Source organism: Photobacterium sp. GB-56 (assembly GCF_003026105.1).
Lineage (GTDB): Bacteria > Pseudomonadota > Gammaproteobacteria > Enterobacterales > Vibrionaceae > Photobacterium.
On sequence record NZ_PYNW01000004.1, the window covers coordinates 236,434 to 251,408 of the forward strand.

Annotated in this window: 13 protein-coding genes; 7 read left to right on the forward strand and 6 right to left on the reverse strand. The window is 40.4% G+C overall.

Annotation, left to right across the window (positions count from 1 at the left end; all coding sequences use genetic code 11):
* Position 1: 1 nt before the first annotated feature.
* The 5 genes from C9J42_RS07405 (at position 2) to cobB (ending at position 6,196) form a co-directional block, all read left to right on the forward strand.
* Complete coding sequence (locus C9J42_RS07405; protein WP_107292315.1) at positions 2-2,860, forward strand: formate dehydrogenase subunit alpha; 2,859 nt, start codon at positions 2-4, stop codon at positions 2,858-2,860.
* A gap of 11 nt (positions 2,861-2,871) precedes the next feature.
* Positions 2,872-3,489, forward strand: a complete 618-nt coding sequence (gene fdh3B / locus C9J42_RS07410; RefSeq protein WP_005367779.1) for a formate dehydrogenase FDH3 subunit beta — start codon at positions 2,872-2,874, stop codon at positions 3,487-3,489.
* A gap of 95 nt (positions 3,490-3,584) precedes the next feature.
* Positions 3,585-4,655 carry a formate dehydrogenase subunit gamma gene (locus C9J42_RS07415; RefSeq protein WP_107292316.1) on the forward strand — a complete coding sequence of 357 codons (1,071 nt, stop codon included), beginning with the start codon at positions 3,585-3,587 and terminating at the stop codon, positions 4,653-4,655.
* A 177-nt stretch (positions 4,656-4,832) separates the two neighbouring features.
* Positions 4,833-5,339, forward strand: a complete 507-nt coding sequence (locus C9J42_RS07420; RefSeq protein ID WP_107208204.1) for a prepilin-type N-terminal cleavage/methylation domain-containing protein — start codon at positions 4,833-4,835, stop codon at positions 5,337-5,339.
* Between the two features lie 143 nt (positions 5,340-5,482).
* Complete coding sequence (cobB, locus tag C9J42_RS07425; protein WP_107208205.1) at positions 5,483-6,196, forward strand: Sir2 family NAD+-dependent deacetylase; 714 nt, start codon at positions 5,483-5,485, stop codon at positions 6,194-6,196.
* Positions 6,197-6,262: 66 nt separating this feature from the next.
* Here the strand turns inward: cobB and C9J42_RS07430 are convergent, their stop codons facing one another.
* The 6 genes from C9J42_RS07430 to potA all read right to left on the reverse strand — a co-directional run bounded on the left by C9J42_RS07430 (position 6,263) and on the right by potA (position 12,212).
* Positions 6,263-6,709, reverse strand: a complete 447-nt coding sequence (locus C9J42_RS07430; RefSeq protein ID WP_107208206.1) for a glycine zipper family protein — start codon at positions 6,707-6,709, stop codon at positions 6,263-6,265.
* A 191-nt stretch (positions 6,710-6,900) separates the two neighbouring features.
* Complete coding sequence (gene potD / locus C9J42_RS07435) at positions 6,901-7,956, reverse strand: spermidine/putrescine ABC transporter substrate-binding protein PotD (RefSeq protein WP_107208207.1); 1,056 nt, start codon at positions 7,954-7,956, stop codon at positions 6,901-6,903.
* A 304-nt stretch (positions 7,957-8,260) separates the two neighbouring features.
* Positions 8,261-9,298, reverse strand: coding sequence for an extracellular solute-binding protein (locus C9J42_RS07440; protein ID WP_107292318.1), 1,038 nt, complete (start codon positions 9,296-9,298; stop codon positions 8,261-8,263).
* 184 nt (positions 9,299-9,482) lie between these two features.
* Positions 9,483-10,253, reverse strand: a complete 771-nt coding sequence (potC, locus tag C9J42_RS07445) for a spermidine/putrescine ABC transporter permease PotC (RefSeq protein ID WP_045084112.1) — start codon at positions 10,251-10,253, stop codon at positions 9,483-9,485.
* Complete coding sequence (gene potB, locus C9J42_RS07450) at positions 10,253-11,110, reverse strand: spermidine/putrescine ABC transporter permease PotB (protein ID WP_045128969.1); 858 nt, start codon at positions 11,108-11,110, stop codon at positions 10,253-10,255. Before potB ends, potC begins: the two co-directional genes overlap by 1 nt.
* Positions 11,094-12,212: a spermidine/putrescine ABC transporter ATP-binding protein PotA gene (gene potA / locus C9J42_RS07455; protein ID WP_045129697.1), complete on the reverse strand. Its 1,119-nt coding sequence runs from the start codon at positions 12,210-12,212 to the stop codon at positions 11,094-11,096. The genes potB and potA overlap by 17 nt, the downstream gene beginning before the upstream one ends.
* A 443-nt stretch (positions 12,213-12,655) precedes the next feature.
* On the opposite strand from potA, the gene C9J42_RS07460 reads away from it, so the two are divergent.
* Together C9J42_RS07460 and pepT are read left to right on the forward strand one after the other, a co-directional pair.
* Positions 12,656-13,486, forward strand: coding sequence for a hypothetical protein (locus C9J42_RS07460; RefSeq protein WP_107208209.1), 831 nt, complete (start codon positions 12,656-12,658; stop codon positions 13,484-13,486).
* A 268-nt stretch (positions 13,487-13,754) separates the two neighbouring features.
* A complete protein-coding gene (pepT, locus tag C9J42_RS07465; RefSeq protein WP_107301846.1) occupies positions 13,755-14,969 on the forward strand; it encodes a peptidase T in 1,215 nt (404 codons plus the stop codon).
* The last annotated feature ends 6 nt before the right edge of the window (positions 14,970-14,975 follow it).

The window sequence follows — 14,975 nt, forward strand, 5'->3', positions numbered from 1 at the left end:
AATGAAACTTACTAAACGTTCCGATAAAGTGAGCAAAGCAGAAAACCAACTGGGTATTTCTCGTCGTTCTTTTATTCGTAATACATCTCTAGCTGCGGCTGGTGGCGTTGCAGGTGCAAGCATGTTTGCACCAGGTCTGATGAAAAAAGCAGAAGCTGCATCAGAAGATGTGTACGACGCGCCTAAAGTGGTTAAACGTACTATTTGCTCACACTGTTCAGTGGGTTGTGGTATTTACGCAGAGACGCAAGATGGTGTCTGGACTCACCAGGAACCCGCTTTTGATCACCCTTTTAATGCTGGTGGACACTGTGCGAAAGGCGCAGCACTTCGTGAACATGGTCACGGTGCACGTCGCGTAAAATACCCAATGAAACTTGTTAATGGCAAGTGGAAGAAACTGAGCTGGGAACAGGCGTTAGATGAAGTTAGCCAGCAAGTGCTTAAGATCCGTGAAGAATCAGGCCCAGATTCTGTTTACTTCCTTGGTTCTGCAAAACATAACAACGAACAAGCTTACATGTTCCGCAAAATGGTTTCTATGTGGGGCTCGAACAACGTTGACCACCAAGCGCGTATTTGTCACTCAACAACAGTGGCAGGTGTAGCGAACACTTGGGGTTACGGTGCAATGACTAACTCGTTAAACGACATGCATAACTGTAAGTCGATGTTATTCATTGGTTCAAACCCAGCTGAAGCTCACCCAGTAGCAATGCAGCACATCCTTATCGCGAAAGAAACGAACAGCTGTAAGATTGTGGTTGTCGATCCACGCCGTACACGAACTGCGGCAAAAGCAGATCACTACGTTTCACTTCGTCCAGGTACTGACGTTGCTTTTGTATGGGGTGTGCTATACCACATCTTCAACAATGGCTGGGAAGATAAAGAATTCATCCGTCAACGTGTATACGGTATGGACGAAGTTCGCGCAGAAGTGGCGAAATGGAATCCAAAAGAAGTTGAGCGTGTATCTGGCGTGCCAGAAGATCAAGTTTATCAAACAGCGAAAATGCTGTCTGAAAACCGTCCTGGCTGTGTTGTTTGGTGTATGGGTGGTACTCAGCATACAACAGGTAACAACAACACACGTGCTTACTGTATCCTTGAACTTGCACTTGGCAATATGGGTAAATCAGGCGGCGGTGCAAACATCTTCCGTGGTCACGATAACGTACAGGGCGCAACAGACTTTGGCGTGCTTTCTGACAACCTGCCTGGTTACTACGGCCTATCTGAAGGAGCTTGGAAACACTGGGCACAAGTGTGGGATGTAGACTACTCATGGCTACAAGGTCGTTTCGACCAAAACACTTACAACGGCAAAAAACCAATGAACAGTGCGGGTATTCCTGTCTCTCGTTGGATCGACGGTGTGTTAGAAAACAAAGATAAGATTGAACAGCGCGATAACATCCGCGCCATGTTCTACTGGGGCCATGCTGTAAACTCACAGACTCGTGGTCCTGAAATGAAAACTGCGATGGAAAAACTGGATATGATGGTCATCGTTGACCCATACCCAGGTGTTGCCGCTGTAATGAATGGTCGTACAGACAATGTATACCTATTCCCAGCGACTACACAGTTTGAAACATACGGCTCAGTAACAGCAACTAACCGTTCTATTCAATGGCGTGATCAAGTTATCGAACCGCTATTTGAATCGAAACCTGATCACGAAATCATGTACTTGCTTTCTAAGCGTCTTGGTTTTGCAGATCAATTATTTAAAAACATTAAAGTTGAAAATAACCGCCCACACATTGAAGACATTACACGTGAATTCAACAAAGGTATGTGGACGATTGGTTACACAGGTCAAAGCCCTGAGCGTCTAAAAGAGCACCAACAAAACTGGCATACATTCAACCGTACTTCTCTTGAAGCGATTGGTGGCCCAGTGAACGGTGAAACTTACGGTCTACCTTGGCCTTGTTGGGGTACGCCTGAGATGAAACACCCAGGTACACACATTCTTTATGATACATCTAAGACGGTGGCACAGGGTGGCGGTAACTTCCGTGCACGTTTTGGTGTTGAGCACAATGGTGTAAGCCTATTGGCTGACGATAGCTACTCATTAGGTTGTGAGCTAGAAGATGGTTACCCAGAGTTTACCGCTAAGATGTTAAAGCAACTTGGTTGGTGGGACGATCTAACAGCAGAAGAGAAAGTGGCTGCTGAAGGCAAAAACTGGAAAACTGATCTTTCTGGTGGTATTCAGCGTGTAGCGATTAAACACGGTTGTATTCCATACGGTAACGCCAAAGCACGTACTGTGGTTTGGACATTCCCAGATGCAGTGCCTATTCACCGTGAGCCACTATATACACCACGTCGTGATCTTCTTCCTGAGTACCAAACTTGGGATGATAAGGCGCACTTGTTCCGTTTACCAACACTTTACAAGTCAATTCAAGACAAAGATATGTCGAAAGAATACCCAATTATTCTAACGTCTGGTCGTCTGGTTGAGTACGAAGGTGGTGGTGAAGAAACGCGTTCAAACCCATGGCTTGCAGAGCTACAACAGGAAATGTTTGTAGAACTTAACTTAAAAGATGCAAACGATCGTGGCATTAAAGATGGCGAGATGGTTTGGGTTGAAGGTGCAGAAAAAGGCCGTATTAAAGTGAAAGCGATGGTAACCCCACGTGTTCGTGAAGGCTTAGCATTCTTACCATTCCACTTCGGTGGTGAATTCGAAGGTGAAAGCCTACGTAGTCATTACCCAGAAGGTTGTGCTCCTTATGTTTCTGGCGAAGCTGCTAACACAGCAACGACATACGGTTACGATCCAGTAACTCAGATGCAAGAAACAAAAGTCACCCTTTGTAACATCACTAAAGCGTAAGGAGTCATCAAATGGCACGTATGAAATTTCTTTGTGACTCTAAGCGTTGTATTGAATGCAACGGTTGTGTGACAGCTTGTAAAAATGCTAACTCAGAAGCAGTAGGCTGGGGTATTCAACGTCGTCGCGTTGTGACACTAAACGACGGTCTTCCAGGTGAAACATCTATTTCTGTTGCTTGTATGCACTGTAGTGATGCGCCTTGTATGGCGGTTTGTCCAGCAGATTGTTTCAGTCAAACAGAAGACGGTATCGTTCAGCACGATAAAGATCTTTGTATTGGTTGTGGTTACTGTCTATTTGCTTGTCCGTTTGGAGCGCCTCAGTTCCCTAAACAGGAAGCGTTCGCAGAGCGTGGCAAAATGGATAAATGTACTTACTGTTCTGGCGGTCCAAATACTGAACCTGGTTCAGAAAAAGAGCGTGTACTTTACGGCGCAAACCGTATTGCAGAAGGTAAGTTACCAATGTGTGCATCTATGTGTTCGACTAAATCACTACTTGCAGGTGATGCTGAGAAGATTTCTGAAATCTTCAGCAAGCGCGTTGTTGCTCGTGGTGCAAAAGATGCAGGTTGGGCAAGTACTGAAGATCTAGCGTACGACGCAGCAAAAGTACGTAAAGCGTAATTGTCTTTATTTGGGCTTAACATAGGCGTTGAGCCCAAATATTAGATCTCGGATGTAACAAAATTTCTGTTCAAATTGAGCAGGCAGGAGCTTTAATGACTAAGCGAATTCAACGCTGGTTAACGGTATTCGTTACCGCATTAATGGTTGCGTTTTCTGTCCAAGTGATGGCAAATGAAGCCACTACAACAACCAGTAGCGAGCAACTTGGCGAATCTATGGTAAAAAAAGAAGTCATAGGTTTTGCGGGTGCTGATTATTGGCGAGCGGTCAAGGATGGCGAAAAAGGGTATACCACATCGGGTTGGCCTGAGCATGATGTGTTGATCAGTGTGCCTGGTCAAACATGGTATATCTTAAAAGAAAAGTGGATGTCACCACTTGGCGCGATGGCTATTTTTGGCAGCCTTGTGATGGTAACACTAGCCTACTTTGTGGTAGGCCCTCTTAAATTAAGTAAGCCTAAAACAGGTCGTAAAATTCAGCGTTGGAGCCGGATGGATCGTGCTTTACACTGGAGTTTGGCATTCACATTTTTAACGTTAGGTTTTAGCGGTTTAGCTCTTGTTTACGGTAAACATTTTATTAAACCTATCGTCCCAACAGAAGTGTGGGGCTGGATCATTTATGCCGCGAAACAATACCATAACTATATGGGGCCATTATTCGCAATCATTCTTCTTTTAGTGGTCGTTAAATGGTGGCGTAAGAGTATCTTCAATAAAGTTGATATTGATTGGTTTAAAAAAATGGGTGGTATGGTGGGCAAACATAAAGGCTCACACCCTAAAGCTGGTTTCTCAAATGGTGGTGAAAAAGCACTGTTCTGGCTACTTGCCTTCTTTGGTGTCTTCATTGTAGTGAGTGGTTTTGTTTTAGATTTTCCAATTTTCGACCAAACGCGTCGACACATGGAATTATCAAATCTCGTACACATGATTTCAGCACTTATTCTGATCTGTGGCTTTATTTTCCACATCTATATTGGTTTGTTCGGTATGGAAGCGGGTCTTGACGGCATGGTAACTGGTGAAGTGGATGAAACGTGGGCGCGTGAACACCACAGCGAATGGTTTGAAGAAGTAAAAGATCTGCCTGAAAACCAACCAGGATACAGTGAATCACAGCAGCATGAAGCGAAGAGTAAACCTTCGTCTAATGCATAATCATAGTTAGTGATTTTTAAAACCGACATTCGTGTCGGTTTTTTTATACCTAAAATTCGAGCTTAATGTTTTTTTTGTTACTTATAGCTATTCATTCATCCTGTTAAGTTTTTGTACAATAAAGTAAAATACTACTGCCAATAATATCAATAATAAAACATTAAAAAGGATTAATTGATGAGGAATAAAGCAGGATTTACCCTGATTGAAGTTGTTATTGTTATCGTCATTCTCGGTATCCTTGCTGTTACTGCGGCTCCTAAATTCCTCAATATTTCTTCAGATACGTATCGCGCCAAGCTACATGAGCTTAAAGGATCTATGACTGAAATATCTCGGATTATCTACGGAAAAGCTGTAATACAAGGCGATGAAAATGATATTACCGGCCGTAAAAAGGTAGAGGGGATCGCTATCTGGAATGGTTACCCGAAAGCAATATACGTCGGTATTGGTTTAACGATTGTGGATTTTAATAAAAACTGGGCATTTAACCAAGATAAGACGGGTTCTAATTCACATAATGGTGGTGAGCGTGTTTTTGTTGCGACTTTTCTCAAAAAACTGGATAGAAAAGACAAAGATGATGTTAATAAAATCAAAGCGACCAATTGTTATTTAAGTTACAAAGAAAATAACACTGGGGGCGAACCTATTATTACAATTATTGATTCAGGTTGCTGATCTAACTGTGATACTGAAAAGTTTATTTACACGGTTTTGTAGGGTGAAATCACGCATAATTAAGAACCTAGATTGTTAGGGTTAAATTCTTTGTATTTCAGTGCTATAAAGGCAGTATAAATACTGAAATAAAGGATGTTCATATGCTTTTTCCCTATAAAAATATCGTTGTACTTACGGGTGCAGGTATCTCGGCTGAATCGGGCATCCGAACTTTCCGTGCCGCTGATGGTTTATGGGAAGAACATCGTGTTGAAGATGTTGCAACACCAGAAGGCTATTTACGTGACCCTGAGCTTGTGCAACGCTTTTATAATGCGCGTCGAGCCCAAATCGAGAATGGCTCTGTAGCGCCTAATGCTGCACATATTGCACTTGCTAAACTTGAACAAGAATTAGATGGTAACGTGACTATTGTTACGCAAAACATTGATAATTTGCATGAGAGAGCAGGAAGTAAAAATGTCATTCATATGCATGGAGAGTTATTAAAAGCACGATGCTGTGAATCAGGACAAACAATTGAATGGCATGGTGACTTAACGACCTGTGATCATTGTCATTGTTGTCAAATTCCTGCACCGATGCGTCCTGATATTGTATGGTTCGGTGAGATGCCAATTGGAATGGATAGAATTCATGATGCCATTGTGAAGGCGGATTTATTCATTTCTATTGGTACTTCTGGCAATGTATATCCAGCAGCTGGATTTGTACATGAAGCTGCTTTACAGGGCGCTCATACGATTGAATTAAATCTTGAACCAAGTAACGTAGAAAATGAATTTGAAGAAAAACGTTATGGTAAAGCTTCTGAATTAGTACCTGCTTATGTAGACGAAATATTATCTGCTTAATAAAAAAGCCTCAAGTTTGAGGCTTTTTTATTATAAGAACAAAAGGTGAGCATGTTTTTCGATTAATTAAGATATATCGTAAACGTGATAACCTTTTTGTAATAAGCATTGGCGAAGAACGGATGACTTTTTATGTTTTTCATCTTTAGATGCTTCATTAGAGCCGGCTACGTATCCGCCAGCTGCACCAACAACAGCACCTAATGCAGTTACAACTCCTGGATGTTTTATCGTATCGTAATTATCCGAATCGTAAGCGCCTGCACCAAACGCTGTAGCACCTGCTAGAGTGCCAATTACTACATCTCTCTTTTTTGTTGCTGACGTCATTTCAGGTGTTGAAACACTATCAGCAAAATGGTTGCAGTAATCATAATCTTTTTGATATTGAGCAGTATCAACACCATTCATGTCAACGACGAGTTCTTTATCGACTGGTGTCATCGGGGCGCTACAAGCCGAAAGGGTTGAAACGAATAAAACGGGGATTAGCGCTTTAAATTTTGTAGACATTATAACCTTATAACTTACATCTAAAATGGTAGTTATAGCTTATATAGAAATTCTGAATCAAAACTGTATGAGTAAATTGTCATAATTATTGAATGGTTATATGATTTTATTAGGTTATAGATAACCGTCTGACTCAAATAAAAAAACCGAGTATTTAGCTCGGTTTTTTTGCATTTAACGATGAGTGGCTATTATTCACCAGCTTTTAGTTTTTGGAAGTATTCTTCGTAAACTTCAGTCATAGGACCAACGCTGTTCTGCCATTCACCTGCATCCATTACAGATTGTGGTGGGTAGATGCTTGGATCGTTAACGAAATCTGCTGGAAGCAGTTTCTTAGCGGCAGCAACTGGTGTTGGGTAACCAATTTGTAGTGCGATCTTCGCAGCGATGTCTGGACGAAGTAGGAAGTTGATCATCTTGTATGCATTGTCGATGTTCTTCGCATTCTTAGGAATAGAGATGTTATCCATCCAGAAGATTGCGCCTTCTTTTGGCCATACGATGTCGATTGGAGCGCCATCTTTACGTGCCATGTAAGCAGAACCATTCCAAAGCATACCGAGTGATGTTTCACCAGCCATGTATGGGTTAGCAGGGTAGTCTGAGTTAAATACTAATACGTTTGGCATTAGTTTCTTCAACTCTTCATATGCTGCTTTGATTTGCTTAGGATCTTCAGTGTTACCAGAGTAACCAAGTTTACGAAGCGCTACGTGGAATACTTCACGTGCATCATCCATCATCATTAGCTGACCTTGCCATTTAGGATCCCATAGGTCTGCCCAGCTAGTGATTTTAGACTTGTCGATCATGTCTGTGTTAACACCGATACCCGTTGCTCCCCAAATGTATGGAATAGAGTAGTCGTTGTTAGGATCAAAAGGTTTATTTAAAAAGTTAGGATCTAGACCTGCGAAGTTTGGAATTTTAGAATGGTCGATTTTTTGAAGCATACCTTCATTACGCATTTTAGCTACATAATAAGTAGAAGGAACAACAAGGTCGTAACCTTTATCGTAGGTCTTTAGCTTGGCGTACATCGTCTCATTCGACTCGTAAGTCGAATAAATAACTTTAATGCCTGTTTCTTTTGTGAACTCTTCTAAAACATCTGATGGGATGTATTCAGACCAGTTGTAAAAGTACAGCTCATTAGATTTATTGCTATCATCGGCAGTCGCAACGTTCGAAAACATTGACATTGCACATGCAGCACCGGCCATTAATAAAGACCATTTTTTCATTGTGTTAGCTCCTAACTAAACAGGATATCGAGAGTGTTCTCTAGCGGTATTGACCGCTTCTCCTAATTGGTTGTCGACGCATGATACATGCAGAAACAGATGTTGATTATAAAACAGAGTTATTATAGCAGAGATTATTCGTCGAGCGCATCACAAAACAAGAGTAATTTGTCTGTTAAATTCCGCTATCATATTGATAAATAACAAACATGATAAGTAAAACCTTAGAAAATAACACAACTAACCATGTTTATTAATAAATAACAAATATAAAAAAAGCTGCCATTGGCAGCTTTTGTTTTACTTATTGATCCGCTTTTAATTCAAGGAAATAATTTTCGTAGCGGATATTCATGTCACCAACTGAATCTTGCCACTCACCACGATCAAGATCTTCTTGTGGTGGGAATAGAGTTGGGTCATCTTTATATTTAGCGTTAGATTTTTCTACTGCCGTGAGGTAGCCGGTTTGCTCTGAAATTTGAGCGGCAATATCTGGGCGTAGTAGGAAGTCGATCATCTTATGTGCTGCTTCTACATTCTTCGCGTTTCTAGCTATTGCTAAACTATCAACCCAGAAAATACCGCCTTCTTTTGGCCAAACAAGTTTAATTGGTAAACCTTCTTTTTGTGCTGCTGCTGCCGAGCCATTCCACAACATACCTAGACCCACATCACCCGCTAGGTAAGGCGCTGCAGGGTTATCTGAGTTAAATACCAGTACGTTTGGCATGAGTTTCTCAAGCTCTGCTTTCGCTTCGTCAATTTCTTTTGGGTTGGTAGTGTTGCCAGAGTAACCTAGCTTACGTAATGCAATATGGAAGACTTCACGGGTGTCGTCCATTAGCATTAATTGACCTTTAAGGTCAGGATCCCATAAGTCTGCCCAGCTGTCGAAATCTTCTGGGTCGTACATATCAGTATTAACCGCAAGACCTGTCATTGCGATTACGTGTGGAATTGAGTAATCGTTATTTGGATCAAAAGGTTTATCTAAGTAGTTCTTATCAAGCTCAGTAAAGTTCGATAGCTTTGATTTATCAATTTTTTGCAACATACCTTCGTCGCGCATTTTCGCAACAAAGTAAGTTGATGGCACAACCAGATCGTAACCTGTAGGGTGGGCACGAAGTTTTGCATACATGGTTTCATTCGACTCGTAAGTCGAGTAGATCACTTTAATACCTGTCTCTTTCGTGAATTGTTCACGAAGCTCAGTAGAGATATACGGCCCCCAGTTCATAAATACTAACTGTTTGTCTTTCTCTTCTTCTGAAGCAAAAGCATTAAAACTTGCTGAAAGTAGGGCTGTACTAATAACAAGAGATGACCATTTTTTCATTCGAGTGTCTTCGTAGTGAATGCGATAAAAAGTGGCCGAAATTTAGAGCAAGTTTCCGTTTTTAGATAGCAAAAAAGTGTTTGAAAATGTTACAGGAGAATATATTTAAAGGTCATTGAATAATATGTAAAAAAAATGGCTAACTGAATACAGTTAGCCATTTAGCATTAGCTGTTGTTGATGCTTACTTTATTTTGTCTCGAGCCAGTAATTGTGAGCAAATAACCAGAACAAGAGAAACTATCAACATCACTGTCGCTAGGGCGTTCACCTCAGGTGAAATACCGACTTTAACCATTGAGTAAATCTTCAATGGTAAGATTTCGTAAGTTGGACCCGTTACGAACGAGCTTACAATTACATCATCTAGCGATAGGGTGAAGCTTAATAACCAACCTGCAGCAACTGCGGGTTTTGCCAATGGTAGGATAATCTGCTTTAAGATAACCCACTCACTAGCGCCCAAGTCACGTGCTGCTTCAAGCATTTTCACATCAAAGCCTTTTAATCGGCTGTAAACTGTTACAACAACAAAAGGTAAACAGAATGTGATATGAGAAAGCAATAGCGTTAAGAAGCCTAAGTTCGCACCCAATAGTAAGAACAGTGCAAGTAGCGAGATTGCCATTACGATGTCTGGAGACATCATAACGAGAAATAGCATACCTGATACAAACTTCTTACCTTTAAAGTTATAACGAAATAAAGCAACAGCCGTTAAACTACCAATTAGGGATGCTGCTGTTGCAGAGAACACAGCGATAGTGATCGAGTGTCCTGCCGCTTGCATTAAACTGTCATTGTTAACCAGTTGCTCATACCATTTAGTGGTAAAGCCACCCCATTTCATACCGAATTTGCTTTCGTTGAATGAGTTAACAATCAGGATAATGATAGGGGTATATAAAAATGCATATACCACCGACATAAAGCTAAATTTAAACAAGCGTCCCATTATTCAAGCTCCACTTTTTTGTTCAGCAACTTACCTGCACGGTAGTAGGCATACAGCATAATTGCCATTGCTAACGTAAGGGCAATACTTGTTGCAGAACCAAATGGCCAATCTCGCGCGTTTAAAACCTGACTCTTAATAACATTACCAATCAGTAAGTTCTTCGCGCCGCCTAAAAGGTCGGAAACGTAGAACATACCCAAAGCAGGCAGTAATACCAATAAACAACCTGCAATAACACCAGGCATGGTTAGTGGGAAGATCACTTTAATAAAGGTTTGAACCTTATTTGCGCCCAAGTCGCGAGCTGCTTCAATGTAGTTATTATCAAGCTTTTCGATAGCGGAGTAGAGTGGTAGCACCATAAATGGTAGCAAGATATACACTAAACCGATCATTACTGCGTACTCGGTGTACATAATACGCAGTGGCTTATCGATAATATCGAGGTACATTAATGTGTTATTTAAAATACCACGCGTACCCAACATCAGTTTAAGGCCATATGTACGAATTAGAGAGTTAGTCCAAAATGGTACGATAACCAAAAACAGCATAAATGGACGCCATTTCTCTGGCATTTTTGCAATGGCATAAGCAAAAGGATAACCAATTACTAAACACAGAATGGTTGCTGTGATTGCCATGTAAAAAGAGTGCCAAAGTACTTTTGCGTACAGTGGATCAAACAGTCTTTCATAGTTATCAAACGTGAAGACCATTTTGATTAGATTTGCATCATCACGCGTTAGGAAACTTGTTCCTATAATCATTAAGTTAGGTACAAATACAAACAGTACTAACCAACTAACAACTAACGCGATAATGAAATTCTGTAAATTAAACTTCTTGCTCATCAGCGAGTACCACTTCCCAACTTTCAATCCAAGTAATGGCAACTTTTTGGTCAAGAGAGTGGTCTACGTCAGGGTCATCTTCGTTGAAGAATTCGCTAACCATCACAGACTTGCCAGACTCTAACTGCACCACAGAATCCAATGTCATACCTTTATAGGTACGTTCACGAACATAACCAACGATGCCGTTAGTTTCGTCACCGTTATGGATCTCTTCGATAAGAATGTCTTCAGGTCGAAGTAATACTTTAACCTTATCACCAACATTCACATCTAAATCACAGTGGATCAATGAGTGGCGACCTTCGACATCAGCCATGATACGTTTTTCGTCTAAACGCTCTTTAACTGTTGCATCAAATACGTTGATTTCACCGATAAAGTGGGCAACAAATAAATTCGTTGGTTCTTCATAAATTTCACGAGGTGAACCATCTTGCTCAACGTGACCATCACGCATAACAATGATGCGATCAGACATAGATAAGGCTTCTTCTTGATCGTGTGTTACGAAAATAAAGGTAATGCCTAACTTACGCTGTAGTTGTTTCAACTCAAGCTGCATCTGTTTACGTAATTTGTAATCAAGTGCAGACAGTGATTCATCAAGTAAAAGAACTTTTGGTTTGTTTACAACCGCACGAGCAATCGCAACACGTTGTTGCTGACCACCGGACAGTTGATGAGGTTTACGAGGGGCAAACTTTTCAAGTTGCACCATACGCAATGCTTCCATTACACGCGGCTCAATATCACTCGCGGGTACTTTTTGCATGCGTAAACCAAACGCGACGTTCTCAAACACTGTCATATGTGGGAACAGTGCGTAACTCTGAAACACCGTGTTTACTAGACGTTGTTCAGCAGGAATGTCTGTAACATCTTTGCCATCAATGGTGATCTGCCCATCATCGGCAGTTTCAAATCCAGCAATTAGACGAAGTACTGTGGTTTTACCACAGCCTGATGGACCTAGAATGGTTAGAAACTCACCATTGTTTACGTTTAGGTCCAAACCTGAAATGATCTGCTTACCGTCAAAGCTTTTGCTAAGACCCTTCAGCTGAATGACAGGTTTCTGAGATGTTTTTTCAGCGTTCAATTCTACGTTATCTCCACCCTGGGATTATTTGGTTAAATCCCAACATTTTGGCTTTAAAATAAAGGGCGCATGATAGACCTGTAGTCTTTCAAATTAAAGCGTTTTTTCACTAATTTTAATGCAAAGATGTAATATTTTTCATCGTTAAGTAGTGAAATCCCTTGTATGGTGTCAGTCACTTTATCGATTTTATAAACAATCTTTTACTAACATGTCGGTAATATGATTATTCAAAAAACTATCGTTATAATAAAAAACCTTATTACAGCTTAGTCTTAATAGTCGATCTTTAAGTGAAAGACGATTTTATTATCAGCTTTTTTGACTTTTTTGCATGAAAAACACACAAATTAGTCAGCTTGACTGTTTTTTTATCTTAGAAATGTTTTTGTCTTACCCTCTCTGAAGTACAATGCCGCATTACACCAATAACTGACATGAGTATGAAAGAGCCAATTAATCGAAGCTTCCACATTGGTGGGTCTATTGAAAAAGCATTGAAGGGGGAAGTGGAGCTACAACCCGTCACTGTTTTAGTTGAAGCATGGAAAATCACAGGGAAGAACATTTTTAGCTTTTTGCCTGCCGTAATTTGCTTGTTTCTTGCGCAAGTTGCATTATTACTTTTAGGGCTTGAAGTTCAATTAGGTAGCCCAACGGTTTTTTTTGATGCTTTCATTACAGGGCAGGGATTTACCGCTGAAATACTAAAAGCGGGCTTTATGGCTAATTTTTGGTCTGATGTGCTTATTGCGCCACTCTATGCAGGGGTTAGCCTAATGGCATTAAACCATGCGGTTGGTTTACCAACCAAGCCAAGCCAGATCGTTAAAGGGTTTTCTTTTACCCTTGTTTCATTAATTACCATGTTACTGCTTTCTTCTATTCAAGGACTAGGTAGCAGTGTTTTCCCATTAATTGGCTTGTTCCTAACAATGGCATTAAGCATGGCTATTTTATTAGTGTGCGAAAAGAAAGTATCACCAATAAAAGCGATTCAATACTCTTTCATGGCAACGATCCGTAAAGTATTGCCAATGACGGCTATCTATATTGTGATCATGCTAATGTTCTTTATCTCGATTGCTACTGCAGGTATCGGATTGATTTGGACATTACCTTTCTTCTTTAACGTGAAAGGGATTATTTATCGCAATATGTTTGGCGTAACATTACAAGTTACTTCTGTGGCAAAAAGTGATGATGAGCAACCTCCACAAGATGGCGGTGAGCCACCAGTTGATAAGATAGATAAAGATGTCTTTAATGCGTAAAGCATAAGTTTAAAAAAAGCTCCTAGGTTAGGGGCTTTTTTATTATTTGAATAACACCCTAACGCACTATAACTTTATATTTGATTGATAAAATAACAAACAGTAACTAATAAAAATCATGATTCAATCATTTTAAAAGCTTTAATAGGGCATATTGGCCCAAATACCCGTCTATTCATATTAAAACTGATACATCGCAAAAATAGTAATTAACTTATCCGTCATAATTTATTACGCAAATAAATAAGCTATGTAAGGTTAATGATGGATAAGTTACTTGAACGTTTTTCGCATCGAAACACAATCTGATGGTGATGTTGCATCATGTCCGAGTACTGCAGGGCAATTTAACCTTGCACAACAACTAAAATCTGAAATGGAAGAGTTGGGTTTATCTGATATTTCATTAGATGAACATTGCTATTTAATGGCACGTCTTCCTTCAAATGTTTCTGCTGATATTCCAGCTATTGGTTTTATTGCTCACATGGATACAGCACCTGATGCTTCAGGTCTAAATGTTAAACCACAAATTGTAGAAAACTATCAAGGTGGTGATATTGCATTAGGCATTGGTGATGAAGTGCTATCTCCCATTCAATATCCCGACTTAAATAAGTTACACGGTCACAATATTATCACTACCGATGGTACAACACTGCTAGGTGCGGATAATAAGGCCGGGGTTGCTGAAATCATGACTGCCATTGCGTATCTTGTGGCACACCCTGAAATTAAACATGGTGATATTTGTATTGGTTTTACACCTGATGAGGAAATCGGACGTGGGGCTGATCTCTTTGATGTTGAGAAGTTCAATGCACAATGGGCTTACACCATAGATGGTGGACCTATAGGTGAATTAGAGTTTGAAAACTTTAATGCAACCTCTGCTGATGTGATTTGTCATGGAACCAATGTTCACCCTGGAACTGCGAAAGGTAAGATGGTGAACTCAATGAACATTGCCGCGCAGTTTCAGTTAATGATGCCCAGCAATGAAACGCCAGAAGCGACAGAAGGGTATGAAGGTTTCTACCATTTAAAATCAATGAAACCATCTGTCGCTAAAACAGAGTTAGGTTATATCATTCGTGATTTTAGCCGTGAAGGGCAAGAACAACGTAAAGCCTTTATGCAGCAGAAAGTTGATGAACTAAATCTACAACTTGAAAAAGGGCGTGTAGAGTTAGTGTTAACCGATTCATATTTCAATATGCGTGAAATGGTAGAGCCATATCCACATATCATTGAATTAGCGAAATCAGCAATGATTGAATGCGACGTACAGCCAGAGATCAAACCGATTAGAGGTGGTACAGACGGCGCGCGTTTATCATTTAAAGGATTACCATGCCCGAATATCTTTACTGGCGGATATAATTTTCATGGTATTCATGAGTTTATTACTGTCGAAGGGATGGAAAAGGCAGTAAATGTGATTATAAAACTGGTTGAAAAAACAACAGAAAAATATAGCTAATGCGTT